29 protein-coding genes are annotated in these 25,758 nt (G+C 63.7%); 19 read left to right on the forward strand and 10 right to left on the reverse strand.

Annotation, left to right across the window (positions count from 1 at the left end; all coding sequences use genetic code 11):
- Positions 1-88 precede the first annotated feature (88 nt).
- Positions 89-412, forward strand: coding sequence for an antibiotic biosynthesis monooxygenase family protein (locus QHG62_RS22685; protein ID WP_281147891.1), 324 nt, complete (start codon positions 89-91; stop codon positions 410-412).
- Positions 413-708: 296 nt separating this feature from the next.
- Here QHG62_RS22685 and QHG62_RS22690 read toward each other — a convergent pair whose 3' ends face one another.
- Positions 709-1,338, reverse strand: coding sequence for a DUF2625 domain-containing protein (locus QHG62_RS22690; protein ID WP_281147892.1), 630 nt, complete (start codon positions 1,336-1,338; stop codon positions 709-711).
- A 359-nt stretch (positions 1,339-1,697) separates the two neighbouring features.
- Here QHG62_RS22690 and QHG62_RS22695 point away from each other — a divergent pair, with 359 nt between their 5' ends.
- Positions 1,698-1,988: a hypothetical protein gene (locus tag QHG62_RS22695; protein ID WP_281147893.1), complete on the forward strand. Its 291-nt coding sequence runs from the start codon at positions 1,698-1,700 to the stop codon at positions 1,986-1,988.
- A 100-nt stretch (positions 1,989-2,088) separates the two neighbouring features.
- Here QHG62_RS22695 and QHG62_RS22700 read toward each other — a convergent pair whose 3' ends face one another.
- From QHG62_RS22700 to QHG62_RS22730, 7 genes are all read right to left on the reverse strand, one after another.
- Positions 2,089-2,562, reverse strand: coding sequence for a GFA family protein (locus QHG62_RS22700; RefSeq protein ID WP_281147894.1), 474 nt, complete (start codon positions 2,560-2,562; stop codon positions 2,089-2,091).
- Positions 2,563-2,731: 169 nt separating this feature from the next.
- Positions 2,732-3,283 (reverse strand): DUF4019 domain-containing protein, encoded by a 552-nt coding sequence (locus QHG62_RS22705; RefSeq protein ID WP_281147895.1) that lies wholly within the window; start codon positions 3,281-3,283, stop codon positions 2,732-2,734.
- A gap of 245 nt (positions 3,284-3,528) precedes the next feature.
- Entirely contained in the window at positions 3,529-4,107 is a 579-nt protein-coding gene (locus QHG62_RS22710; RefSeq protein WP_281147896.1) for an imm11 family protein, read from the reverse strand.
- Positions 4,108-4,129: 22 nt separating this feature from the next.
- Entirely contained in the window at positions 4,130-4,399 is a 270-nt protein-coding gene (locus QHG62_RS22715) for a hypothetical protein (protein ID WP_281147897.1), read from the reverse strand.
- Between the two features lie 73 nt (positions 4,400-4,472).
- The gene (locus QHG62_RS22720) at positions 4,473-5,402 is read right to left on the reverse strand and encodes an ankyrin repeat domain-containing protein (protein ID WP_281147898.1); all 930 of its coding nucleotides are present in this window, start codon (positions 5,400-5,402) and stop codon (positions 4,473-4,475) included.
- A gap of 17 nt (positions 5,403-5,419) precedes the next feature.
- Complete coding sequence (locus QHG62_RS22725; RefSeq protein ID WP_281147899.1) at positions 5,420-5,602, reverse strand: hypothetical protein; 183 nt, start codon at positions 5,600-5,602, stop codon at positions 5,420-5,422.
- Between the two features lie 92 nt (positions 5,603-5,694).
- Complete coding sequence (locus QHG62_RS22730) at positions 5,695-6,084, reverse strand: GNAT family N-acetyltransferase (RefSeq protein ID WP_281147900.1); 390 nt, start codon at positions 6,082-6,084, stop codon at positions 5,695-5,697.
- A gap of 425 nt (positions 6,085-6,509) precedes the next feature.
- Between QHG62_RS22730 and QHG62_RS22735 the strand changes: the two genes are divergently transcribed.
- From QHG62_RS22735 to QHG62_RS22790, 12 genes are all read left to right on the forward strand, one after another.
- Positions 6,510-6,821: a MerR family DNA-binding protein gene (locus QHG62_RS22735; RefSeq protein WP_281147901.1), complete on the forward strand. Its 312-nt coding sequence runs from the start codon at positions 6,510-6,512 to the stop codon at positions 6,819-6,821.
- Positions 6,822-7,126: 305 nt separating this feature from the next.
- Positions 7,127-8,125, forward strand: a complete 999-nt coding sequence (locus QHG62_RS22740) for a MerR family transcriptional regulator (protein ID WP_281147902.1) — start codon at positions 7,127-7,129, stop codon at positions 8,123-8,125.
- 51 nt (positions 8,126-8,176) lie between these two features.
- Entirely contained in the window at positions 8,177-9,481 is a 1,305-nt protein-coding gene (locus QHG62_RS22745; RefSeq protein ID WP_281147903.1) for an MFS transporter, read from the forward strand.
- Between the two features lie 110 nt (positions 9,482-9,591).
- The gene (locus tag QHG62_RS22750; protein WP_281147904.1) at positions 9,592-11,730 is read left to right on the forward strand and encodes an alpha/beta hydrolase domain-containing protein; all 2,139 of its coding nucleotides are present in this window, start codon (positions 9,592-9,594) and stop codon (positions 11,728-11,730) included.
- 66 nt (positions 11,731-11,796) lie between these two features.
- Entirely contained in the window at positions 11,797-12,174 is a 378-nt protein-coding gene (locus tag QHG62_RS22755) for a hypothetical protein (RefSeq protein ID WP_281147905.1), read from the forward strand.
- Positions 12,175-12,199: 25 nt separating this feature from the next.
- Complete coding sequence (locus QHG62_RS22760; protein ID WP_281147906.1) at positions 12,200-12,862, forward strand: 2-hydroxychromene-2-carboxylate isomerase; 663 nt, start codon at positions 12,200-12,202, stop codon at positions 12,860-12,862.
- A 7-nt stretch (positions 12,863-12,869) separates the two neighbouring features.
- Complete coding sequence (dapF, locus tag QHG62_RS22765; RefSeq protein ID WP_281147907.1) at positions 12,870-13,754, forward strand: diaminopimelate epimerase; 885 nt, start codon at positions 12,870-12,872, stop codon at positions 13,752-13,754.
- The gene (locus QHG62_RS22770; RefSeq protein WP_281147908.1) at positions 13,751-14,458 is read left to right on the forward strand and encodes a DUF484 family protein; all 708 of its coding nucleotides are present in this window, start codon (positions 13,751-13,753) and stop codon (positions 14,456-14,458) included. The genes dapF and QHG62_RS22770 overlap by 4 nt, the downstream gene beginning before the upstream one ends.
- 26 nt (positions 14,459-14,484) lie before the next feature.
- Positions 14,485-15,090, forward strand: coding sequence for a YdcF family protein (locus tag QHG62_RS22775; protein WP_281147909.1), 606 nt, complete (start codon positions 14,485-14,487; stop codon positions 15,088-15,090).
- Entirely contained in the window at positions 15,074-16,084 is a 1,011-nt protein-coding gene (locus QHG62_RS22780; RefSeq protein WP_281147910.1) for a tyrosine-type recombinase/integrase, read from the forward strand. Before QHG62_RS22775 ends, QHG62_RS22780 begins: the two co-directional genes overlap by 17 nt.
- Positions 16,081-17,301, forward strand: coding sequence for a class I SAM-dependent rRNA methyltransferase (locus QHG62_RS22785; protein WP_281147911.1), 1,221 nt, complete (start codon positions 16,081-16,083; stop codon positions 17,299-17,301). Before QHG62_RS22780 ends, QHG62_RS22785 begins: the two co-directional genes overlap by 4 nt.
- A gap of 85 nt (positions 17,302-17,386) precedes the next feature.
- The gene (locus QHG62_RS22790) at positions 17,387-18,439 is read left to right on the forward strand and encodes a CobW family GTP-binding protein (protein WP_157612035.1); all 1,053 of its coding nucleotides are present in this window, start codon (positions 17,387-17,389) and stop codon (positions 18,437-18,439) included.
- Between the two features lie 86 nt (positions 18,440-18,525).
- Here QHG62_RS22790 and QHG62_RS22795 read toward each other — a convergent pair whose 3' ends face one another.
- A complete protein-coding gene (locus tag QHG62_RS22795) occupies positions 18,526-20,004 on the reverse strand; it encodes a YdgA family protein (protein WP_281147912.1) in 1,479 nt (492 codons plus the stop codon).
- A 300-nt stretch (positions 20,005-20,304) separates the two neighbouring features.
- Positions 20,305-20,634 (reverse strand): hypothetical protein, encoded by a 330-nt coding sequence (locus QHG62_RS22800; protein ID WP_281151844.1) that lies wholly within the window; start codon positions 20,632-20,634, stop codon positions 20,305-20,307.
- 76 nt (positions 20,635-20,710) lie between these two features.
- Between QHG62_RS22800 and dksA the strand changes: the two genes are divergently transcribed.
- From dksA to mraZ, 5 genes are all read left to right on the forward strand, one after another.
- A complete protein-coding gene (gene dksA, locus QHG62_RS22805; RefSeq protein WP_432445555.1) occupies positions 20,711-21,382 on the forward strand; it encodes an RNA polymerase-binding protein DksA in 672 nt (223 codons plus the stop codon).
- A gap of 47 nt (positions 21,383-21,429) precedes the next feature.
- Positions 21,430-23,115 (forward strand): STAS domain-containing protein, encoded by a 1,686-nt coding sequence (locus QHG62_RS22810; RefSeq protein WP_281147914.1) that lies wholly within the window; start codon positions 21,430-21,432, stop codon positions 23,113-23,115.
- A 65-nt stretch (positions 23,116-23,180) separates the two neighbouring features.
- Positions 23,181-23,726: an ATP-dependent protease subunit HslV gene (gene hslV / locus QHG62_RS22815; RefSeq protein ID WP_042578379.1), complete on the forward strand. Its 546-nt coding sequence runs from the start codon at positions 23,181-23,183 to the stop codon at positions 23,724-23,726.
- 2 nt (positions 23,727-23,728) lie between these two features.
- Positions 23,729-25,057 (forward strand): ATP-dependent protease ATPase subunit HslU, encoded by a 1,329-nt coding sequence (gene hslU, locus QHG62_RS22820; RefSeq protein ID WP_281147915.1) that lies wholly within the window; start codon positions 23,729-23,731, stop codon positions 25,055-25,057.
- A 269-nt stretch (positions 25,058-25,326) separates the two neighbouring features.
- Positions 25,327-25,755: a division/cell wall cluster transcriptional repressor MraZ gene (gene mraZ / locus QHG62_RS22825; RefSeq protein ID WP_281147916.1), complete on the forward strand. Its 429-nt coding sequence runs from the start codon at positions 25,327-25,329 to the stop codon at positions 25,753-25,755.
- Positions 25,756-25,758 lie beyond the last annotated feature (3 nt).

The following is a 25,758-nucleotide window of genomic DNA, read 5'->3' on the forward strand; positions in this document are numbered from 1 at the left end:
TCGAACTATTCATTTTACGAGACGGAATCCGATTCATAGACTACGGCCACTTCATTGTCGAAGACCACCTCTCCTTGCAAGGCACCCCATGATCGTGACCGTTTTCAGATCCAGACTGAACGCCGAAATTCAAGACGAATACCAACAAACTGCAGCTCGGATGAGCGAACTTGCCAAAGGCATTGCCGGCTACATCTCGCACAAGGGCTTCACCGCCGCAGATGGCGAACGTGTGACGATCGTCGAGTTTGATTCCGAGGAAGGCCTGCGGGCTTGGGCGACCCATCCCGAACACATGGAGGCCAAGAAGACGGGGCGGCAGGTGTTCTTCTCGGAGTACCGCGTGCAGGTTTGCAACGTCATTCGGGACACCGCCAATAGAAAGCCCGCCACGCACCGTGTCAATGCTTGAATGGGAAAAGGATGTCGCTGTGGATGTGATCGTTAGCATCGCCGGGCGATCCAGCGACGACCCACGACAACTTCCTCGGCTCAGCGCAGTCGTACGGTTGATCCAGCTCTTTTGGAAGATTGAATGCACACGGGCTGAGCGCAGTGACAGGATCGTTCCGCGATACTGAATTCCTGCGGCTTTGGAAGCACATCTGCCCCGTTCAAGTTCTGGGCAACCCTTTTCGAGCCTGCGCTAAATAACCGCTTCTGCCCGACTCAAGTCTCTCGGCGATAGAAGTTCAGACGGGGGGGCATTTAAATCCCCTCCGACCTAGCCGCATTGAGGGCATATTGCTCCGCGACGGGCACCGGCTTACGCGAACTTGTTCGGGTGGAACCTTGCTCGGTGAAGAGAAAGGGATAGAAATTGAAGCAGGTGTCTCCGTGCAGTGCTGCTACATCCGATTCCCATCCATCCCATCGCATGCCGCTGTAAAAGTCGTGCAGTCGACTCGTGAACGCCCATTGGGTGAACGCGGAGTGCCCAACCTCTAGCGACTCCCAGGCCAGCGTGTCGGGAGCGAAATAGTAAATCGTCCCCAGATCGTCGCCCAGTGCACCGCCGTTGATCGCAAAGAAGCCGCCCACAGCATCATCTGCCACAAGGAGAAAGCCGTCGGACCGACCTTGATTCCATGTAGACAGGTTGCGCGTGAGCTTGGGATGCCCTGATCCCAGCATCCTGAGCCACCCGCCATCAATCAAGATGCCTCCGGTTTCGTACGCGATGGCTCCCAGTGTCGAGCGTGTGGTGACTTGGAGCTCTTGCAGCACGGAGTCACGATCCACGGATGGAGGAAGCAATTCAATGGCCAGGTCCGCAGCGCTCGCCCAAGCCTCGATGAACGCCAGGGCAGGTTCGCGGTGATCCAGAAGTTCTTCCAACCCACCACGGTGTCTGGATAGCTGCGTCCATGCCTAAGCACAGGAAGATCTCCACGACCGCGCTCGCGTGAAACCATTCGTCAGACTTGAGGCGCAGTTCGCCGGCTCCGAAGGTAAGGACGGTCCCGTCAGGAAACACCGGGCTCAGCTTATCGTGAAATGCTCGCAATCTCGTTGAGGTCGAGACATCGAAGCGTTCAACCATACAGGTGACGCCGCCGCCGGCCAGGTGCGTCAATGACCAGGACCCCAATACCTGGGCGCAATTCCTACACCGGCAATCCCGTTTAGCCCACGCCACGGCATCGCCGCGAGCATTGAATCTTGGCTTCTTGCCGAAATGATGAAAAGGAGCAGGCATGCCCAAGCGAGCACAAGATCCTGGTGATGAGGCGGGCCGCCTCGACCCCATCGGCCCTCATGGCCCCAATCCGCCGTCGCACGGCCGAGTGAGCGGCGGTGACGCCGGAGCGGAAGCCGAAGTTAATTTCGACGACGATGAGATCTACTCAGGCACTGGTAAAAACAGCCGGCGCGGCGGGACTTCAAAAAGCGCGGGTGCTGACAGCGGGGCACTCGGCCCACCGTCGGAGCAGTTGTCAGACAGCAACCAGCCGCGCGAGAAGAACGCGAACGGAACCGGGATGTAGCGCCGATTGGCGTGATGCAGGAACAGCCTTGGCCGTGCAATCGACCAATCGGCGAGAGCCTCCACCAAGCGCAAATGAGACATTGAGCATCGTTGAGCTACTACCGGGCCATGACTGGTACTGGATACTTGGCAGGATGCTCCGGCTGCCCTTCGGGGGTCAGCCTTGCCTTCGCAAAGCAGTCAATCTCAGCAGGCAGGGCGACGCCCGATTGCGCCGAGCGGGTCCAAATGTTCGCCGCTACCTCCACCGCATTGGGGTCGTCGTAGCAACCCCGAGAGAGTGCGCGCAGATTGGGCCAGCGCTCAAAGGTAAGGCCGACGGTCGTTCCGCAAGTTGGGCAGAACTCGACATAGACTTTCTTCCCGCTTACATCCGATGTGTGCTCGTACTTGCGTATCTCGCCATCGTTGAACTCGACTCCCTCGACGGGGAATACGGAGTTGGCGTAGAACGAGGAGCCCGTCATCCGCTGACAGAAAGTGCAGTGACAAACAAGGGTTCTAAGTGGCGCCTGTTTGACGCGGAACTTGACCGCTCCGCAGAGGCAGCCACCGTCAAGAACAAACGACATCCTGAAGCTCCTGGTTCAATTCTTTGATGACGCGAGGCGACATCTTTGAATCCTGCCACAGGCCTGACCGTCAGCTTCTGGCCGACTGCCGTCTAGCGGCGAAGCTGAGCCGCGGACCGAGCCTTGTCGAGGGACGTCGGCTCGAGCGACTGGTTCGGCATCGGTTTCTCTAGCATCGGAATTGACTTCGAGCGCGTTGAATCATATCGGGAGTCATTTTCTCCGCGACAGACTTCTCGATTGAATTCGCTTCTTCGCGAACCAGTTCGAACGACCCGTCCATCTGCTGGCGCCATGCGACAAAGCCACAATAGAGGCTCAGATTGGCAAACTGGCCGGTGAAATCGACCGCCGCATAGACGCCGGGTTGGGTGTTGGGCGGATTTTTGTACCAGGTAATTTTCTGAAGTTTCCTTCCTTGCCCGCTTCCCGCCTTGCGGTAGAAGTCCTCAAGCAGGGCTTTCCACCCATCGAATGACACCGCCCGCTTCTGGCTTATGGAGAAGGTTGAGTACGCATCCGCAAAGCGCCCTTCATCTTTCGCTGCAAAGTAGGCGTAGGTTTGCTCAACCAATTTCCGGGCTTGTGCATCCGTAGGTCGGGACCCGGTATCTGGGAACGATGGAGAAACCTGTTGCGTTGGGAGTTCGATAGGCAACTGCTGCGCGAACGCGGCCGCCGAGGCGATTGCGGGAACCAGGGTGCAGAGAATTTTTCGCATTTTCGATGCCTAGCGTTTGACATGAGAGGACTAACGTCGAGTAGCAGGCGTGCGCAGATTCGATTCCTCGGTCATGAGGTCGCGTGCCTCCTAGAAGATATGGCCTGTGATTCCGGTGGATTGTTCATGGCCACCAGTTTGTGTGCACGCGCACCGAATGTCTGTTTCCGAGCGAATTGGGCCTCTCAACGTTGAATGACGGCGTCTGGCCGATTGTTGTCCTAGGGGAGCGGGAGCTTCATCAATCAACTGGTGAAGACTGAAGGCTCTAGCAATTTCACGCCAAGAAGCTCTCGCTCGATTCTTTTGGACAACCCATCTTGCACTGCAATCTGACCGATTTGCGGTAGATATGCCAGCGGCGTAGAGGTCAATGCGTCGGGCTTCAGAACGAGCTTGCTCACATCCCTCATCAAGCCGTGTTTGAGCAGCCGCGGATCAAATTTCGACTGAGACAAATCGATTGCCGTTCCCTCCACGGCCAAAACATTGAGCGCGAAGAACTCGCCCGTCAGGCTCGTCTTCTTATAGGTGACTTCTAGAGGAAGAAATTCGCATTGGCACTGATGTGCTTGCAAGAGGAGCGCAAACCGCTGTGAGACGATCCAAAAAGGGACCGTCATGATGAAGTCGGTCAGCCCCGCAGGGCTTTCCCGATCATCTCGAAGAGCGACCCTCATCCGCCCCCAGTTCCGTCCGCAAAGCTGACCTTCATTGAGTTCGATGCTCAAGTCGTCAAATATCCTGGCGAGGTCCGCTTGATGAGGAGTCGCTTCTGGTGCAGGGACGTCGCGCCGAAGATCGAGGGTCAGCAGCTTTGTCATTTCGATGTTCGGTGCCTGGTTCTCAAGACAGCTTCGAGATTTGCCGGTTGTACAGCTCGCCGGCAAGGCTCCTGCCGGCGGCCTTGTCGCCCGATTCGAATGCCGCAATCATCTTCATCAGATCCGAACCGACCTGCTGAGCCACGTCGCGGTTTCTCAGCCGTGGCTCTGCCAGTACCCATAGGCCTCGCAAGTCCCTCATGTGAGTTTCGAATGTCCAACTGCTCCAATCCGGGTATTCGTCAGGCGAGTTGGTCCAGGCGGCCGAGATGGCCCCTTCGAGGTTGTTCAAGGTCTCACGAAGTGACATAGCTTCCCCAAATTCTGCCGTCGACATGAGCTTCGAGCTCTCGTTAACCGCGATCTTAGCCACGCGCGCCCCGCTTTCGGCGCTCCATCATCAGCCCTCTTAGGTAGGATGCAGTCTCGGTGTGCCCCTGAGCCTTGGCGAGATCTTCCGCGAGCATTCCTCGGGTCGAACGCAATTCCAAGCTCGCGCCAGCCTTCGTTAGCACGCGTACGATTTCTATCGATCCGGCCCCGGACGCGACGTGCAGCGGTGAGAGCCCACCAGACACGCCATCGGCGCAATCAAGATGATTCAGTGAGACGCGATGTTTGACCATGACGCGAATCACGCCTAGGTCTTCTTGAAGAACTGCATGGCATACAGGGCGCAATCCGGCAAGGTCTTTCGCTTCTCCGTCGACGCCATTGGTCAATAGAAAATCTGCAGCGTCAGCATGGCCTGAGAAAATGGCAGTGTCCAGGACGGACGTTTTGGTCAGGGAAATCACGTTGAAGTTGGTCTTGTAGCGACTCAACAACTTCAGCATCTTCAATCCGTTCTGACTCGCGGTCGCGTAGTGAGCGACGGCATAGTCGTTGTTCTTGACGCCATTTTGGTAGTTCGGATTTGCACCATGAGCCAGTAGATAGTGAGCTGTCCCCAGATTTCCCGCACCTGCGGCAATCAAGAGTGGCGAATCCCTCCTGGTGTCTTGTGTCGGCAGATCAACTATCGCGCCATGTTCAACGAAAAGCGCAAGCATCCTTGCATCACCGATGCGTGCGGCGACATGCGTTGCCGAAGTACCTGATCCCGAGAATGGCGTGTTTGGAACGAAGCCACGCTGAAGGAGCTTTTCTGCCCTCGAGTAATTGAGAGTCTCGATGGCCTCCAACATCTCGCGTTCGCTCGCCGATGCTTCGGTCGCTCGTTGTGCAGATGCCGCGCTGGTGTACACCAGCAATGCGGAAGCAATGACGGCGGAGAAAGCTCGTAACAGATTCATTTGCCATCCAAAATGAACTATCGCGCAAAGCGCAGCAGGATTTCGGGGTCGTTGGCAAGTGCAGTTTGTCCGACCGTTGCATCAAGATCGAGCGGAGTCGAGCGAACGTTCGCTTGGCGAAGATCGGTCGACTCCAAGGGCAAAAGTTTTTGCACCCTTTCGAGGAGGACCTGCAGTTCACGATCAGCAAGCAAGGTCATGGCGCTTTGACTTTAGTCTGGATTTTTTCACCCCGCCAATGTTTGGCGTTGGCGGCATTTTGTCTTCTGCGCCGGCCGACAGTTCATCCACATTAACTTCGCAGGCGCTCCATAGCGGTCGCAGAGGCGATGAAGCCAAGCTTCGCGAAGAATCCTGCCGCGCCTTCTCGTCCGGCTCGAAGCACCCAGGTAATGTTCGGTTCCGACCCGACAAGGCGTTCGACGAGTGCCTGCCCGATGCCTCGCCTCCGGTGCGACTCAGAAACCACCACCATGGACAAGTACCCGTTTGAAATTCCATCGGTGATTGCGCGAGCGAAACCGACGACCTGGTCGTCTGCCACCGCAACCAACGCTCGCTGCGAAGCCAAGATCAGCCGGCCGAATTCTTCAACGTTACCGACGCGATGGGCCCACCCGTTGCACGTCAGCAAGCGATGGACTGCATCGAAATCGGCAATAGCAATGCTGCGAACTAACATCCCTGCTCCTCGTGAAACTCGCTCGACTGAGGCGTTGTTGCGAAGGCCCGGTGTTGGCCGCATTCTGCCGGCCGACAAAAGGGACTCGGCTTCGTCATAACTGAAAGGCTGACCCTTCGATTCGAATTGCTGTACTCGCCAAGGATCGGTTACCTCCGGGTCGCTGACGGCCGTGTGCATATCGTTGGGCAGCAAAGAAGCGGAGTCAATGAGTTGAGCGCCCCCAGATGTGCCATCGGCGCGCATCGAGCGTTCGCAGCAGTCGTACGAACATGGCCATCCTCAGGCTTCCCGCTGCCCGAACATGATGATGGCCATGCCATCCATTGCGCGCAAGGCCGACTCACAGAAAGCGCTTGCTCCTCAAGCCACTTGAGGTTCTAACCTGCGGTTGGACCTTGAGTCTGTCTTCAAAGGAGCAATCGATGAAACCCTGGAAAGTCATCGAACAGGTGCGCGAGCTGGTTGGCCTTTCCGACGACGCCAATCGGCCGTGCTCAGAACTTCGTGACATCGCGGCCGTTCACCTGTCGCAACTGCGCGCAAAGCTGACCGAGCTTCAGGCACTCGAGAAGAGCATGGCAGCGTTCGTGCGCAGCTGTGACACCGCCTGCGCGGGCGGCGCCGTCCTCGACTGCCCGATCCTGGATGAGCTGGCCGCGCCCGCCATCGATGCTGGGAAGGTACACGCATCGGCAGCGTGCTGCGCGCCTGGCGTGAAGTTGGCGGGCTCCTAAGCGGATATCGGCGGGTGCCCGGTTCTGGCCGCATTCTGTCCTTGGATACAAGCTATCCACATGTAGGCTTGGTACCGACCAACACCGGCTGATAGAACGCTGCGTCGAGTCGCTTCACATTCTCGAAGCCAGCCTTTCGCATCAGCTCGCAAAGACGTTCGACCGAGGCCGCATAGAACCTGGAACGCATGGCAACTGGAACCAGCATGCGCGAACATCGTCGGGCGATGGCGATATCCGCGTTTGCTGTCAAAGTGCCAACAGACCGTGGTTTGAGGAAACGCCCGCAGCGCCACAATCCCCCCATGCGCATCAAAGTCGGCGACCTCGCCCGCTCCACCGGTCTTACCGTCCGCACCCTCCACCATTACGACGAGATCGGCCTGCTCAAGCCCTCCGGCCGCTCCGACTCCGGCTACCGTCTCTACTCCGAAGGCGACGTCGCGCGCCTGCACGCGATCCAGGCGCTGCGGCACCTGGGCTTGGCGCTGGCCGAGATCGGGCCTCTCCTCGATGGGAGCGAAGCTGCCCCTGAGCGCGTCATCGAGCAGCAGATGCACGCGCTGGACCACCAGATCCGCCAGGCCACCGAGTTGCGCGAGCGGCTGGCGCTGATGCACGGCATGCTGCGCAAGGGTGGCAGCCCCAGCATGGACGACTGGGTGCAGACGCTTTCGCTGATGACCACCTTTGGCCGCTATTTCGAGGCGGGCGAGCTGAAGCAGATCCTCGGCGCGTATGTCGGCGTCGAGCAAGACTGGCTGCAGCTGCAGGCCGAGGTCCGGCGCTACATGGACACGGGCGGTGGCATCGACACGTGGGAGTGCCAGGTGCTCACCCGCCGCTGGACGATGCTGATGGTGCGCTGGATGGGCGGCAACTACGCGCTGATGGAGCGCTGGGGCGCCATGTTCCGGCAGGAGTCAAAGGTGCGCGGGCAGGGCGGCGCGCCGCCTACGGACATGATGGAGTTCATGGAGTCGGCTATCCAGCTGCGTGTGCGGTTGATGCAGGAGCACTGCGGCAGCGTGGAATTCCGCCTGCCCCCCATGCCCGACGCCGAGGCGCAGGCGATCGATGCCGAGGGCCGGGCCTTGCTACGGGCGGGCGAGCGGCGCGATGGTGCGAAGGCGCGGGCGCTGCGCAAGCGCTGGGCGGCGTTGCTGCACAAGACCTGCGGCGGCAACACCGCGCTGTTTGCCAAGCTCGCCACCCTGCATCTCGGGCACCCGCTGCTGCTGGCCGGCCTGCCGCTCGGGCGCGAAGTGCGCGAATTCCTGTCGCCCGTCGATGAAAGTGCTTGACCCTCACGTAGCGTGAGCCCGCACAGTCGGTCCCTGTTTCAGAGGACCGACATGACAACGAAAAAAACAGACCCGGCCGCACGCGCGGCCCTTTTCCAGGACCGCAACTTCCGCTGGCTGATCACCGGCAGCGCCATCTCGCTGCTGGGCGACCAATTCACCCTGCTCGCGCTGCCTTGGCTGGTGCTGCGCCTGACCGGCGACACGGTGGCGCTGGGTACCGTGCTGGCGCTGGTGGGCATTCCGCGCGCCGTATTCATTCTGCTGGGCGGCGCGGTGGTCGACCGCTTCTCGCCGCAGCGCGTGTTGATGCTTACCAAGCACGTCAACTTCGTGCTGCTGGGGCTGCTGGCGCTGGGCGTGTGGCAAGGCGTGCTGACGCTGCCGGCGATCTACGCGTTGTCGCTGGCGCTGGGCATCAGCAGTGCCTTCAGCATCCCGTCGGGCACTTCGATCCTGCCGCACGCGTTGGCGCCCGCGCAGCTGGGCGCCGCCAACGGCGTGATGATGGGCGTGCGCCAGCTGAGCATGTTCGTCGGGCCGCTCGCGGCGGGCGTGCTGATTGCGCTGTTCGGCGATGGCTCGGGTGGCGTACAGAACGCAGGCGGCATTGCGGTGGCCCTCGCGCTCGACGCCTTCAGCTTCGCCCTGTCCGCCTGGACGCTCGCCCACGTAAAGATGCGCACCCTTCCCGCGGACCCCGCGCGGCACGCGCCGATCTGGGCCTCCATGGTCAGCGGCGTGCGGCACGTCTGGGGCGATGCGCAGCTGCGCACGCTCTATCTCTATTGGGGCGCGGTCGCCGTGCTGGTGCTGGGCCCGTTGCACATCGCGCTGCCGGTGCTGGCGGAAAGCCGGCCGGGTCTGGGTGCTTCGGCCCTTGGGGTGATGGTCGGCGCGCATGGCGCCGGCACCTTGCTGGGCATGGTGGTGTCGGGACTGCGGCCGGGGCTGCGCATCGGCACCCTGGGCACCAGCGTGCTGCTGGCCGACATCGCCATCGGGCTGCTGTTTGTGCCCATGGGCGGCATCTCAGCCGCTTGGCAGGGCGCCTTGCTGATGGTGCTGGTGGGCGTGCTCGGCGGCTTCATGCAGGTGGCGGTATTCACCTGGGTGCAAAAGCGCGTGCCGCCGGCAATGCTGGGCCGCTCGATGAGCCTGTTCATGTTCATCTTCATGGGGCTCGTGCCCGTGTCATCGGCGGCGGCGGGGTGGCTGCTGCAGGTGGTGTCGCTGCCGCAGTTGTTCACGGGGGCGGGGTTGCTGCTGGTGGCGGCCGCGGTTCTGGCTTGGGTGGGAACGCCGATTCGCGGGGTCGACGAGGCGGTGGCACCGGTGCGCGGGGCCGCTCCTTAACCATCGGTCAAGACTGGGTAAGCAAGACGCGAATTGCAGGCGTGTCTCCGAATCGTGACGATGCAAGGCGCCGACTGCGTCGGAGCATCGCAAGAAGAACAGGAGACAACATGCATTCCAACAGCCCGAACGGGCGCCGCGAGTCGCGTCTGCATTGGCTTGCTGCAGCAGCAGCCATGGCTGCCGTCATGGCCGCCGCGCCGGCCGAGGCCCGTGTCACCCGCATCGTGATCGACGATGTCGCGCCGCTCACCGGGCAGGCGATTCCGTATGAGCAGATTCGCGGGCGGGCCTTTGGCGAGCTCGACCCGAACGATCCGCACAACAGCGTCATTACCGACATCAAGCTGGGCGCGGACACGGCCGGTGGCAAGGTGCGGTATGAAACCTCGTTCAATCTGGTGAAGCCGGTGGACATGAACCGGGTGAGCGGTTTCATGTGGCACGACGTGCCCAACCGCGGCGGCGCGGGCACCATTGTTGTGGAGGAGCGCGAACTGGGCGACATCGGCCTTCGCAGCGGCTGGCAGGCAGACAACGCAGGCAACACGGGCGTGCCGGCCAACCGGGCCGCAGGCACCAATCACTGGGTGGCGGCGCCCATTGCCAAGGTGAACGGCGTACCGGTGGCAGGCGAGGTTTTCGCGCGCATCGTCAACCAGGGCGGCGCAAGTTCGAAGCCGCTGATGGTGCAGGCCAACCCGGTGCCGTATCTTCCTGCCACGCTGGACACCACCAAGGCAACGCTGAAGACGCACCTCAGGGAGACGGTCGACGGCGTTGTTACCGAAGGCCCGGCCATTGCGGCGGGCGACTGGGCGTTTGCAAAGTGCGATGCGGGTAATCCGTTTCCGGGCACGCCCATCGACATCGACCCTGCCAATGCGCCCGGCAATCTGCCGGTGCATATCTGCTTGCGCAACGGCTTTGATGCCAACCTGCTGTACCAGGTGGTGTACCCGGCGCAAAACGCCTACGTCCTGGGCGTGGGCATGGCAGCGTTCCGCGACGTGGGCACTTTCTTTCGCTACGAGGCGGCCGACGACTTCGGCACGCGCAATCCGGTGTCGGGTTTGGTCAAGGGCACGGCGGTGCGGGGTGTGTCGCAGTCCGGAAACATGGTGCGGCAGTTCATCTTCATGGGCCTGAACCAGGACGAGCGCAACCGCAAGGTGTACGACGGGGCGTGGCCCATCATCGCGGGCCGCCGGGTTGCGGCCAACTCGCGCTGGGCGCAGCCGGACGGCGTGCTGGAGCTTTACCAGCAGGGCAGCGAAGGCCCGCAGTGGTGGACGGACTGGCCTGACCCGGTGCGCAAGCAACCCACAGGCAGCATCTTTTCCCGCTGCAGCACCAATGACACGTGTCCGAAGGTGATCGAGCATTTCGGTTCGGCCGAGGTGTATGCGCTGAAGCTCACGCCCGAGTGGATCGGCACGGCGGGCGATGCGGATATTCCGCTGCCGCGCAACGTGCGGCGCTACTACGTGCCGGGCTCTCACCATGGCGGCGGCGCGGGCGGCTTTACGCACATGCCGGCAACCACCACCGGCGCAAGCTGCCCCGGCAACAGCTATGGCACCGGCACGCTGCCGGCAAATCCGGTGCCGCACACAGAAATCACCAACGTGCTGCGCCTGGCCATGCGCGACTGGGTGCTGAACGGAACACCGCCTCCGCCCAGCCGCTGGCCCACGCTTGCGGGCAAGACGCTGGTCGAGGCCAACAAGAAGGCAATGGGCTTTCCGAGCGGTGTGCCCGGCATTCCAGATTCGATCTTCTTGCCGGAGAACTTTGCGTTTCCGGTGTTCGACTACGACTGGGGGCCGCAATTCAACCACTCTGAAGCCTCTGGCGTACCGACTGGCGTGCCGCCGCGCATCGGGAAGGCAATTGCCATGAAGGTGCCGAAGGTCGACGCCGACGGCAACGAGATAGACGGCGTACCGACCGTACTCGTGATGGCGCCGCTGGGCACCTACCTGGGCTTCAACATCACCGCCGCGGGCTTCCACAAGGGGCAGGTGTGCAACTACGTGGGCGGCTACGTGCCGTTTGCGCGCACGCGTGCCGAGCGCCTTGCGAGCGGCGACCCGCGCCTTTCGCTCGAAGAACGCTATGGCAGCCACGAGGGCTACCAGGCGGCAGTGCGCGCGGCGGCCGAGAAGGCGTCTGCCGAAGGCTTTCTTCTGCCCGCGGATCGGGATCGGCTCATCAGGCAGGCGGCCGAGAGTTCTGTGCTGCGTTGATTGCGCTGGCTGCACGCCGCTATGGGCGTAGAAAGGTACGATCCATTGGAAGAAGCAAGAGACGCCATGCCCATTTCTCAGCAATCCGGTTTTATTTCTTCCATTCGTGCGCGTGGAGCCGTGGCGGGTGCCCTTTGCGCCACGGCCTTGTTCATCGCCGGCTGCCAGTCGCAGCCTGAATTCCGCCCTCTCACCTCCGAGGCGCCGCCGCCGCCGACCTTCGTGACCGTACCCGCCGAGGAAGCTTGCCAGCCCGCGCAGGCCCGCTACGCGCTCGGCCGCTCTCTCGACCCGCTGCTGCTGGAAGAAATGCGCGCCCGCACCGGCTCCACGTCTGCGCGCACCTCGCCGGCCGGCACGCCGTTGCCAACGCCGGCCGATCCGGCGCGGCTCAACGTCGATGTCGATCCGCAGGGGCTTGTGGTGGCCGCGCGCTGCGGCTGACCGGAGTTGATTTGATAATTCCGCGATGACGACGAAGACGACAAACTCCACCCCCATCGCGCTCGACTGCTACTACAGCCTTTCTTCGCCATGGGCCTACCTGGGCGGCCCGCAGCTGCAAGACATCGTGCGCCGCCACCATGTGCGGCTCACCCTCAAGCCCTACGACTTTCAGGCGGTGGTGCCGCAAACCGGCGGCATTCCGCTGAAGACCCGGCCCGAACCGCGCCGCACGTACCACGCGCTCGAACTGGCGCGCTGGCGCGACTACCTGGGCATGCCGCTCAACCTGGAGCCGGCGTATTACCCCAAGGGCGCCCCGGTCGATCCCAACTGGAACAAGTACCCCGGCTGGATGGTGATTGCCGCACAGCTGAAGGGGCTCGACGCGCAGCCGCTCTCGCATGCGCTGCTGCGCGCGCTGTGGGCCGAAGAGCGCGACACCTCAGAAGCGGCGGTGCGCATCGCGGTGGCCGATGAAAACGGCTACGACGGCGCCTTGCTGCAGGCGCTGGAGCAGTCGGCCGAAACCCTGGCCACTTACCGCGCCAACAGCGCCGATGCCATAGAGGCGGGCGTGTTCGGCGCTCCCACGTTCATCCTGAATGGCGAGCGTTTCTGGGGGCAAGACCGGCTGGCGTTTCTGGACCGGGCCCTGGACCAGCTGCGGCACGCCAGGGGCGGATAATCGCCCGATGCGAATCCGCTTTACCAAGATGCAGGGAGCCGGCAACGATTTTGTCGTGCTCGACGAAACCCGCGGCACGCTGGGCCTCACGGCCGCGCAATACCGCTTTCTGGCCGACCGCCACTTCGGCGTGGGCGCCGACCAGATCCTGACGGTGCGCCCCCCGTCGAAAGACGCGGGCGAGGGCATCGACTTTCAATACGTGATCCACAACGCCGACGGCGGCGAGGTGGAGCAGTGCGGCAACGGTGCGCGCTGCTTCATGCGCTTTGTGCGCGAGCACCACCTGACCGACAAGGACACGGTGCGCGTCGAAACGCTGGCCGGCATCATCGAGCCGCGCATGAGTGAGGACGGCCGCGTGACGGTGGACATGGGCCCGCCCATCTTCGAGCCGGCCCGCGTGCCCTTCGATACCGCCGGGCTCGACGCGCAGCCCACGGGCTCGTGGCACACCTGGCACCTGGCCCTTGGCACGCATGCCGATTCGGCGATCGTTTCGGTGGCGGTGCTGTCCATGGGCAACCCGCACGCGGTGCAGGTGGTCGACAACGTCGAAACGGCACCGGTGGAGCGGCAGGGGCCGCAAATCGAGCACCATCCGCGCTTTCCGCAGCGGGTGAATGCCGGCTTCATGCAGGTGGTCGACCGCACGCACGTCAAGCTGCGGGTGTTCGAGCGCGGCGCCGGCGAAACGCTGGCCTGCGGCACCGGCGCGTGCGCGGCGGTGGTGGCGGGCATTCGGCTGGGCCTGCTCGACAACCGCGTCGACGTGCACACGCACGGCGGCGTGCTCACCATCGGCTGGGAGGGCGAGGGCAACCCCGTGCTCATGACCGGGCCGGCCACCACGGTTTTCGAGGGGGACATCGAGGTGCCCGAGCTGCCATGACCAACTTCAGAAACAACAAAGACGACCACGCCAACGCCATGAACCCGATCACCGAAGACGACATCGCCAACTACCTGGCGAACACGCCCGACTTTTTCGAGCGGCATGCACAGTTGCTGGCGCAAGTGCAGCTCACCAGCCCGCACGGCAACCGCGCCGTGAGCCTGCAGGAGCGCCAGGCCGAAATGCTGCGCGAGAAAATCAAGGCGCTGGAGCATCGCCTGATGGACATGGTGCGCCACGGCACTGAAAACGTGGTCATCGCCGACCGCCTGCAGCGCTGGACCAAGGGCCTCCTGACCACGCGCGACCCGCGCAGCCTGCCGTACCGCATTGCGGTCGACCTGCAGTCGCTGTTTCTGGTGCCGCAAACCGCCATCAAGGTGTGGGACTGCGAGGCCGACTACCTGAACGAGGCCTACGCCCAGTGGGTGAGCGACGACGTGAAGGCGCTGGCCACCTCGCTCACATCGCCTTATTGCGGGCTCAATTCGGGTTTCGAGGCGGCCAACTGGCTGCCCGAGCCGGCCGGCGCCATGTCGATCGCGCTGATTCCGCTGCGGCCCGATGCCGAGTCGCCGGCATTCGGCCTCTTGGTGCTGGCCTCGCCGGACGCCCAGCGCTTCAACGCCGAAATGGGCACCGACTTTCTCGAGCGCATCGCCGAACTGGCCTCGGGCGCCTTGTCGCGGCTGCGGCCTTGAGCGGGCGGCACCGGTCCTGGCGGGCCGTGCGGCCCGTGTTGTGGACGGTGCTGCTCGGCGGACTGCTGGCGTACCTGGCCATTGCGGCCATTGTCTGGCGGCATGCGGTCCAGACCCTCGGGAACCCGCCCCAGCGCACGGCCGATGCCGCGCTGATTCTGGGCAACCGCGCCTACCTCGATGGCAAGCCCAACCCCTGCCTGACAGGCCGGGTCGACGCCGGCATCGCGCTCGCGAACGCGGGCCGCGTGAAGCAACTGGCGTTCTCGGGCGGTGTGGACAAGGAAGACGGCCGCATCGAAGCCGAGGTGATGCAGCAGCACGCGCGCGCCCAAGGCTATGCCGGTCCGCTGCTGCTGGAGCCGGCCTCCACTTCTACCCGGCTGAACCTTGCGCTCTCGCGCCCCCTGCTGCAGGCGGCGGGCGTTCGCAGCGTGATCGTGGTGTCGGAGCCCTATCACCTGTGGCGCGTGGAGCGCCTGGTGCGGGCCGCTGGTTTCGACAAGGAATTCGACGTTCAATACGCCGCTGCCAGCACGCGCTGCTGGCAGCGCTGGGGCATGGTTTTCAAGGGTGCATTGCGCGAGCCTTTGGCTGTCGTGAACAATGCGTTCAATGGCTACCTCCACTGAGACGACCGACACGCGCTGGGTAGAAAAATACCTGGAGCACGTGCGCGTGGAGCGCCGGCTGGCCGCGCGCACGGTCGAGCTCTACGCCATTCACCTGCAGGCTCTGGTGGACAACGCCGCCGGAGCCGGCCTTGCACTGGACCGCGTGCAAACCGCGCACATCCGGCGCTGGATGGCGCAGCTGCACAGCGCGGGACGCGAGCCGCGCGGCATTGCGCTGGTGCTTTCATGCTGGCGCAGCTTTTACCGCTGGCTAGGCAACGAAGGGCTGGTGGGCTTCAACCCCGTGCAGGACGTGCATGCGCCCAAGGCTGCGCGGCCGCTGCCCAAGGCGCTGGCCGTGGACGATGCGGTGCGGCTCGCCGAAACCTACGACCCCGAGGCCGACCCCTGGACCGAGGCCCGCGACGGCGCCATCGTCGAAGTGCTCTACGGCTGCGGCCTGCGCGTGAGCGAGCTCACCGGCCTGGATGCACGCGCCAGCAACACGGCGCTCGGCTGGGTCGACCTGGATGCGATGGAAGCCAATGTGCTCGGCAAGGGCAGCAAGCGGCGCATCGTGCCCCTGGGCAGCAAGGCGGCCGAGGCGCTGCGCGACTGGCTCGCGGTGCGCGGCGATTGCCCGGCGCTGGCGACGGCCGGGCTGCGGGACCCGGCGGGCGCCGCGGCGCTCTTCATCAACAGCAAGGGCTTGCGGATGTCGTCGCATGCCGTGTGGAAGCTGCTGCGCGAGCGCAGCCTGAAAGCCGGTTTGGCGGCACCGGTGCATCCGCACATGCTGCGGCACTCGTTTGCGAGCCACGTGCTGCAGTCGAGCAGCGACCTGCGGGCCGTGCAAGAGCTGCTGGGCCACGCCAACATTGCCACCACGCAGATCTATACCCGGCTGGATTTTCAGCACCTGGCCAAGGCCTATGACGCGGCCCATCCGCGCGCGCAGGCCCGCCCCGAGGGCGCGCGCGCCAAGCCCAGAAAAGACGATTCCAACAAATGAAAACCCTCCGCCTCAAGCCCGGCAAAGAGCGCTCGCTGCAGCGCCGCCACCCCTGGATCTTCGAATCCGCCATTGCACGCGGCGGTGCTGATTCCGGCGAAACGGTGCGCGTCGAATCTCATGACGGCGCCTTCCTGGCCTGGGCCGCTTTCAGCCCGATTTCGAAGATTCGCGCACGGGCCTGGAGCTTTGTCGAAACGCAGCGCATCGACGCCGCCTTTCTGGCCTCGGTGTGCGCCCGCGCGGTGGCGGCCCGGGGGCTGTTCGACCTGCATAGCGACGGTGTGCGGCTGATCCACGGCGAGGCCGACGGGCTGCCGGGCCTCATCGTCGACCGCTATGGCGACACGCTGGTGGCGCAGTTCCTCTCGACCGGCGTCGAGCGCTGGAAGGCCACCATTGCCGATGCGCTGCTCGAGGCGACCGGCCTCCACAAGCTCTACGAGCGCTCCGACGCCAGCGGGCGCGAGCGCGAGGGCCTGAAGCCCGTCACGGGTTGGCTGCGCGGGGAGGGCGCCACCGAAATGACGATTCGCGAGCATGGCTGGAAGCTGTCGCTCGACATTGCGACGGGCCACAAGACCGGCTTCTACCTCGACCAGCGCGACAGCCGCCAGCGCTTTGCCGAGCTGGCGCAGCACCGGCGCTTCAGGCGGGTGCTCAACTGCTTTTGCTATACCGGCGGCTTTACCGTAGCGGCGCTCGCGGGGCTGCAGGCCGCGGGCGCAATGGATGGCGCGGAGCTGGTGTCGGTCGATTCGTCGCAGCCCGCGCTCGAGAAGGCGCGGGCCAATCTGGCGCTGAACGGCTTCGGCGGCGAGGGTTCGGGCGTGAAGGCCGAATTCCTGGACGCCAACGTCAATACCGTGCTGCGCGAGTTCATCGAACAGGGCCGCACCTTCGACGCCATCGTGCTCGACCCGCCCAAGTTTGCGCCCACCGCCGCCCATGCCGATCGCGCGGCCCGCGCCTACAAGGACATCAACCGGCTGGCGCTCAAACTGCTGGAGCCCGGCGGAGTGCTGCTCACTTTTTCGTGTTCGGGCGGCATCAGCGCCGACCTTTTTCACAAAATAGTGGCTTCGGCGGGCATCGACGCCCAAGTTGACGGCTACATCAGCGAACGCCTCGGTGCGGCGCCCGATCATCCCATGACCATCGAATTTCCCGAAGGCGAATACCTCAAGGGCCTGGTGGTGGTGAAAAAGCCGGCTTGACCCCGCGGCAACGCAACTGAGTGGCATTGGCTAAACTGCCTCTCCAGTTTTCCTTCTTCCCAGATTTCCGCCTTCGGAGCACACCATGGCCCTTATTCCCGCCACCATCCTTACCGGCTTTCTAGGCTCGGGCAAGACCACGCTGCTCAAGCGCATCCTGACGGAGGCCCACGGCCAGAAGATCGCTGTCATCGAGAACGAGTTCGGCGAAGAGAACATCGACAGCGACATTCTGGTGACCGAATCGAAAGAGCAGATCGTGCAGATGAGCAATGGCTGCGTCTGCTGCACCATTCGCGAAGACCTGCGCGAGGCGCTCCAGCTGCTGGCCGCCAAGAAGCGCCAGGGCCTGCTCGACTTCGACCGCGTGGTGATCGAGACCACCGGCCTGGCCGATCCCGGCCCCGTGGCACAGACTTTTTTCATGGACGACGAAATTGCCGAAAGCTATTTGCTCGACTCCATCCTGACGCTGGTCGATGCCAAGCATGCGCCGCAGCAGCTGAACGACCGCCAGGAAGCGCGCCGCCAGGTGGGTTTTGCCGACCAGATCTTCATCAGCAAGAGCGAGCTGGTGTCGGCCGAGGAAACCGAGGCGCTGATTCACCGCCTGAAGCACATGAACCCGCGCGCGCCCCAGCAAAAGGCGCATTTCGGCGATGTGCCGCTGAAGGACATTTTCGACCTGCGCGGCTTCAACCTGAACGCCAAGCTCGACATCGATCCGGACTTCCTGAAGGAAGACGACCACGATCATCACGACCATGACCACGCGCATGGCGAGCATTGCGACCACCCCTCGCACAAGCACGAAGGGCACGGCCACCATCACCACACGGACGACGACGTGAAGAGCTTCGTCTACAAGGCCGACCGCCCCTTCGACCCGGCCAAGCTCGAGGATTTCCTGGGCGCCATCGTCAACATCTACGGCCCGCGCATGCTGCGCTACAAGGGCGTGCTGAGCATGAAGGGCACCGAGCGCAAGGTAATTTTCCAGGGCGTGCACCAGCTGATGGGCAGCGACCTGGGCCCCGAGTGGGGCAAGGACGAAGCGCGCCAGAGCCGCATGGTGTTCATCGGCATCGAGCTGCCGCGCGAAATACTGGAGCAGGGGCTCGAGCAGTGCCTGGTGTAACGGCGCGCTGCCTGCACTGAGCCCAGCCAAATAAAAAAGGCGCTGCCCCGAGGAGGGGCAGCACCTTTTTTTGTTTCAGCCGAGGCTTACTTGCCGGCCATGCCGCCCAGCGGCTTGCCGTTGACCTTCAGGTTGCCTTCGCTGTATTCCACCTGGCTGGTGATGTCGGTGCCGTCGCGCTTGACGAAGCCCATGCCTTCGCCTTGCTCGACCAGCCCGGCCACCATTTCAGGCGGCGGCAGCTGGCCGCTTTCAGCGCCGGTGGCGGCAACCTGCTCCAGCCATTGCATCGGCAGCCGCACGCTGGCTTTGAGCACGCCGCGCTTCATCAGGAGCGCCATGCCGGGTTCCTTCAGGTCTTCGTCGGTCACGCCGACCAGCCCGGCCGTGTAGCTGATTTCGCCGCGCTTGCCGCCGATTTCGACGAGCATCTTGTCAACGCCGAGCTCGGGGTTGTACTTGGCCATGGCCTTGAGGTCTGGGGCGAGTTGGTCCATCAGCGCCTGCATGGCGGCCTGGGAGGCTTTGCCGCCGCCCTTGCCGCAGCCGTTGATGGCGGCCGACTGCATCCACGCGTCGGCCAGCTTCTTGTAGCCGGCGGCATGAATGCGGCGGCCGCCGCTGGTCATCTCGAACTTGTCGATCTTGGTTTCGCCGACCTTGCCGGTGCCCTTGATGGTGCCGATCGATTCGTAGAGCCCGTCCTTGATGTTGGCATCGGCAATCATGTCGATGTTCTGCAGCAGCACGGCGGGCAGGGGCTTGCCGCTGCCGCTGGCGCCCAGGCCCTTGGGCGCCGAGAACTCGAAGCTGTCGAGCCGGGCTTCGGTCTTGCCCGTGGCCAGGATCCAGCCTTCGCTCTTGTTCATGTCGGCCTTGCCGGCCAGCTTGCCCATTTTCAGGGTCACGCCGGTGCGGGTGTCGGTCAGGTCCAGGCCGGGCATCGCCAGGCTGTAGTTCACCAGGGTACGGGCGCCGTTCATCTCGGCGCGCATTTGCGCGCCTTGCCAGGTGAACTGTCCCTTGCCTTCTTCGGCCAGCTTGATCGGCGCCACCGTCAGGTCGGTCGCGTAGCCGCCGTTGAACGCCACCTTGGTGTGGGCGGTCAGGGGCTTGGCCTTGCCGAAGAGCTTTTCGGCTTCGGCCTGGGCCTTCACGTCGAGCACCAGTTCGCTGTCGATCGTTGCGGCGGCCAGGGTGCCGCCGGCAATCGGGCCATGGCGGATGGTATCGCGCACGGTAATGCGCACAGGCTTGAACGGCGTGCTCTCGGCCTCGGTTTCCTCGTCGTCTTCATCGCCCTCGGCGGGCTTGGCGACGGCGGGCACCTGCGCGGCGGAGGTGTCGGCTGCGCATCCGAACTCGAATGTCACGGTGCTGACTGCGCCGAAGAATCCGCTTTCGTATTTGCGGTCGATCACGCGCACCAGCGCGGTCTGCTTCGGCAACTCCTCCAGGGCGGCTTCGTAGCTGGACTTGACTTTGGAGCCCGCCCACCAGGTGCTGCCACCATAGGCAACGGCGATGGCTGCGGCCAGCGTGCCCAAAACTGCTTTTTTGCTCAAGATTTCTTCTCTTTTGTATGAATGATCGGATCGATCCGCTGGGCCGCTTGGGCTCGGCAGGTCTTGTTGCCCCCTCCGGCAACGCCGGGGATGCTAACGGACGTAAGCGGTTTGCAGGTACATCTCCCTTCCGTTTTGAGTTCTCTATACAATCGCGCGCCTGTTCCGGCAGCCACGCTTTCGTTTTAAGGGCGAGATGTGGCTTACGGCAGGGGGCGCCGCAAGTTTCTGGCGGGCTTTCGGGGGTATAACCCCGGGGTTCGTCGCTGCGAGCACTCCGACAATGTGGAGCCCGGGGCCTCAGCCCCGCAGTGGTTCCCTTGGGAGGAGACACCCAGTGAAAGCGCGTTCCAGTTCGTTCAAGGAGCCAGTCACCGTGAAGAAACCCGCCGCCAAGGCAATGCCAGCAACCAAGTCCGCCGCCACCAAAGCGGTGGCTGCAAAGCCGGCTGTACCCGCGGCAAAAAAGATTTCTTCCGCTGCAAAAGCTCCGGCAACGAAAGAAAAAAGCGCTCCAAAGAAGCCAGCAACGCCAACGGCCAAGGCCGCGACCGTTGCAACGAAGCCCGTCAAGCCTGCAAAGTCTGCTGCGCCGCCGGTGGCATCCGCCCCGGCCAGGAGTGCAACCAAAACTGCAGATGCGGGTCTACCGCCATCCAAAACTGTCGGCCGCACTGCTGCCGTTCCTTCTGCCCCTCCGATACCAATGAAAAAAACGGCTGCCGCCTCTTCTTCCGCTACGGCGACACCTTCGATACCCGCTCAGACCGCCGCACCCGCCCCCGCGCGAGGTGGCCGCGTGTCGCGGCTGTCGCAGCTGACCGTGCCTTCCATGCCGCAATCGGTGGCTTCCACCGCTGCCAAGTCTTCTTTCTCGCAGGCGCCCTCCAATGCGCTGGTGCCGCCGCCTCCCGTCGCGGTCAAGAAAGACCCGAAGCTCGCCAACAACTGGAAAGCCAAGTCGCCTGCCGAGTTGACCGACGCCGAGGTCATCGCCATGCCCGACTCCGAGTACATGAACGAAAAGCAGATGGCGTTCTTCCGCCTGAAGCTGGTCGAGCTCAAGCGCGGCATTCTCGAAAACGCCGGTGAAACCACCGAGCACCTGCGCGAAGACACCGTGGTGGTGCCCGATCCGGCCGACCGCGCCACCATCGAGGAAGAACACGCACTCGAGCTGCGCACGCGCGACCGCGAACGCAAGCTGCTCAAGAAGATCGAGCAGTCGATCCAGCGCATCGATGCCGGCGACTACGGCTACTGCGACGAAACCGGCGAGCCCATCGGCGTCGGCCGCCTGCTGGCCCGCCCCACGGCCACGCTGTCGCTCGAAGCGCAGCAGCGCCGCGAACTCAAGCAGAAGATGTTCGGGGACTGAGCAGGCAAGGCAAAGAGAGATTCCAGTTCGCCGCGAAATTCCTGTAGATGGCTAAGGAAGAAACGGGCCGCCTCCTTTCCAAGGTGGCGAAGTTCGTCCGCAATCCCCTGAAGGATTGGTCGGAGCTGAATGCGGCCGCCGATTCCACGCTCCCTGACCAGGCTTACAGCCGGGAAATGCTCAAGGAGATGATCGAGCGGCGCCAGCGCAACGACTTTGTGCGCCGGCGCGAGTTCGACATGCTCCGCAAGCTCCGGCAACGCGAAGCGGCCGCCCATGCCTTCGAAGGAACGGTCACGCCGTCGTCCTTCAACCTGAACACCACCACGGAAAAGTCCGAGGGACGCGCTCTCACGCTCAAGAAGATCGACGAGATCGAGGAGCAGATGTCGCAGCAGTGGTGGAAAGGCCGCGGCCCCAATGGCGAGGTGCTGGCCAATGCGCCACCTGAAGCCGGCGCCGAGACCTTGCCGCCGCCCATGGACGAGGCCGAGGTGGCCAGCTTGCTCGCGGCGCCTGCTTTTGGCGCGGCGCCTGCCGCTGCGGCGGATGCTGCCGCTTCCGCTCCTGCGCCCGCTGCCGCTGCCGCTGCGCTTGCTGCGAGCCCGGGGGTCGACGACACCTCGCTGCTGACGGCGCGGCTTGCGCGCGACAGCGCGCTGGAAGAGGCCGTGATCCGTTTCGCGCACGGCGACGACACCGGCGCCGAAGCCATTCTTCTGCAGGCCCTGGCCTCCGAGAGCGCCGCCGCCGAGGGCGACCACGCCGCCGCCGACCGCGACGAGACACGCTGGCGCGCATTGTTCGACCTGTACCGCGCCACCGGCGACGCCACGCGCTTTGCCGCCGCCCGCATGCGCTATGCGCAGCGCATGAAGCGCATGGGCCCCGACTGGGTGCCGCTCGACGAACTGGCGCGCGACGTGCAGGCAGTGGCTGCAAGCGAGCATGCCGAGCTGGCTTCGGCCGCTGCCGACTGGACCAGCCCTGCACGCCTGTCGCGCGATGGGCTGGTGAACCTCACGCGTGCGTTGTCGCAGGCCGGCGCCATCTGGACGCTCGACTGGCGCGCGCTGGCGGCCGTCGAGGCCGATGCCGCCTCGCCGCTGCGCGTGCTGTTCACCCATTGGGCCAATTCGCCGGTCAAGCTGCGCTTCATCGGTTCGGCAAAGCTGCTTGCCGTGCTGGCCGAAGCAACGCCCAACAACGAGCGCAGCACCGAAGACGTCTGGTGGCAGCTCCACCTGGCAACGCTGCGCATGATGAACCTGCCGGACGACTTCGAGCTGGTGGCGCTCAACTACTGCATTACCTACGAGGTGTCGCCACCGGCCTGGCAAGACCCGAATGGCGAGTGCACCACGATCGAGGCGCCGGAGACGAGCCGTTCGGGTGCGGGCTCCGTGTGGTCGCTGCTGTCCGTCAACGGCGAATCCAGTTTTCCTTCGACCGACAGCGGTTTTGCCGCGCTGGCTGGAGATCTTCGCGGCGAAGCCCATTCGAGCCTGCAGCGGCTGGACGTCGACCTGCGCAACACCACCGCCCCGGTTATTTCATGTGCGGCGCTGCTGCGCATGGACCTTGCCGCCGCCGGCACACTGCTCAGTTGGGTGCGCGCACGCGACGCCCAGGGCGAGCGGGTCCAGTTCGTGGACGCCCACCGCCTGATTGCGGCGCTTTTCGACCTGGTTGGCATTGCCGACCACGCCACGGTAGCAGTTCGCAAGAACTGACTCTTGCCGCGCGACTTGCACGCGCGCGGGGTTGCATTGCCCTGGGGCGTCCCCAGATGGCTTCGATGGAACAGTTTCACGGCACCACCATCGTGAGCGTGCGCCGCAAGACCCCCCAGGGCGACCAAGTCGCCATTGGTGGGGACGGGCAGGTCACTCTCGGCAATATCGTCATCAAGGGCACGGCGCGCAAGGTGCGGCGGCTCTATCACGGCAAGGTGCTGGCCGGCTTTGCCGGCGCCACCGCCGACGCCTTCACGCTCTTCGAGCGCTTCGAGGCCAAGCTCGAAAAGCACCAGGGCCACCTGACCCGCGCCGCGGTCGAGCTCACCAAGGACTGGCGCACCGACCGCGTGCTGCGCAAGCTCGAAGCCATGCTGGCCGTGGCCGACGCCACCACTTCGCTCATCATCACCGGCAACGGCGACGTGCTGGAGCCCGAAGACGGCGTGATTGCCATCGGCTCGGGCGGTGCGTATGCGCAGTCGGCCGCCAAGGCGCTGATCGACAACACGGACCTTAGTGCTGAGCAAATTGTGCGCAAATCGCTCGCGATAGCGGGCGAAATCTGCATTTATACGAACATGAACCACACGGTGGAAGCGCTCTGACCATGTCCATGACCCCGCAGGAAATCGTCTCCGAGCTCGACAACCACATCGTCGGACAGCCGGCCGCCAAGCGCGCCGTGGCCATTGCGCTGCGAAACCGCTGGCGCCGCCAGCAGGTCGAAGAAAAGCTTCGCACCGAGATCACGCCGAAGAACATTCTCATGATCGGCCCCACGGGCGTGGGCAAGACCGAGATTGCACGCCGCCTTGCGCGGCTGGCCGACGCGCCCTTCATCAAGGTCGAGGCGACCAAGTTCACCGAAGTGGGCTATGTGGGCAAGGACGTCGATTCGATCATTCGCGACCTGGCCGAAATTGCCGTCAAGCAAACCCGGGAGGCCGAAAGCGCCAAGGTGCGCGCCCGTGCCGAAGACGCCGCGGAAGACCGCATCCTCGACGTGTTGCTGCCGCCCGCACGTGTTGCAGATGGCGCCGCGCCGGCGCTGGATGGCCCCAACCCCACCCGGCAGGCCTTCCGCAAGAAGCTGCGCGAACACCAGCTCGACGACAAGGAGATCGAACTCGATCTTGCCGAGACTCGCGCCCCGCTCGAAATCATGGGCCCGGCGGGCATGGAGGAAATGACCGAGCAACTGCGCGGCATGTTCGGCCAGCTTGGCGGTGGCAAGCGCAAGACGCGCAAGCTCAAGATCGCCGAGGCCATGCGCCTGCTGATCGACGAAGAAGCTGCCAAGCTGGTGAACGAAGACGAAATTCGCGCCCAGGCCATCACCAACGCCGAGCAGAACGGCATCGTCTTCATCGACGAGATCGACAAGGTCGCCACGCGCAGCGAAGCCCAGGGCTCCGACGTGTCGCGCCAGGGTGTGCAGCGCGACCTGCTGCCATTGGTCGAGGGCACGGCCGTGACGACCAAGTACGGCGTGGTGCGCACCGACCACATGCTCTTCATTGCGAGCGGGGCCTTCCACTTGAGCAAGCCGAGCGACCTGATCCCCGAACTGCAGGGACGCTTTCCGATTCGCGTCGAGCTGCAATCGCTCTCGGTGGCGGACTTCGAAAGCATCCTCACGCAAACGCGCGCATCGCTCGTCAAGCAGTACCAGGCGCTGCTTGCCACCGAAGGCGTCACGCTCGACTTCACGCCCGAGGGCGTCAACCGCCTTGCGGCCATTGCCTTCGAAGTGAACGAGCGCACCGAGAACATCGGGGCGCGCCGTTTGTCGACCGTGATGGAACGCCTGCTCGATGAGGTAAGCTTCGACGCCACGCGCATCGAGGGACAGACCATCCGCATCGATGCCGCTTACGTCGACGAGCGCCTTGCGGCACTAAGTCACGACGAAGACCTTTCGCGCTTCATCCTCTGAACGCCGCTTTGCAGCCCCTGTTACGGGGTTGCGCTTCACGCATTACATTCATTGCGTGAGCTAAGTGCTTCTTTTTCAACGAAATTCGCCGGTTTCCAGCTTTGGAAATCGGCGCTAAGTCGTTGATTCCATTACAAAAAATACCACCAACGACCAGTTGCGCGTGAAGTGTTTCCTGCTACAGTGCAAAAAAGTGCAGTTAAGTGGGAAAAAGTGCGGATGGTGCCCCTTTCGGGTGCCGCGGCCTTCCCAACACAAAGGTCCTGGTCGTGTTTCAAGGCGCTTCATCGCTCAGTCTCGATGCCAAGGGGCGGCTCTCCGTGCCGACCCGGCATCGTGACGTCCTGAGCGCGACTGCGAACGGCCAGCTCACCATCACCAAGCACCCGCACGGGTGCCTCATGGTGTTCCCGCGTCCCGAGTGGGAGAAATTCCGCGAGCGCATCGCCGCGCTGCCGATGTCGGCACAGTGGTGGAAGCGCGTTTTCCTCGGCAACGCCATGGACGTCGAGATGGACGGCACCGGCCGCATCCTCGTGTCGCCCGAACTGCGCGCGGCCACCGGCATTACGCGCGAGACGCTGCTGTTGGGCATGGGCAACCATTTCGAACTCTGGGACAAGGCCACCTACGAGGCCAAGGAGGCCGAGGCCACCCAGGGCGACATGCCCGATGTGTTTCAGGACTTCGCGTTCTGAGGG

This window comes from Variovorax paradoxus (assembly GCF_029919115.1).
Lineage (GTDB): Bacteria > Pseudomonadota > Gammaproteobacteria > Burkholderiales > Burkholderiaceae_C > Variovorax > Variovorax paradoxus_O.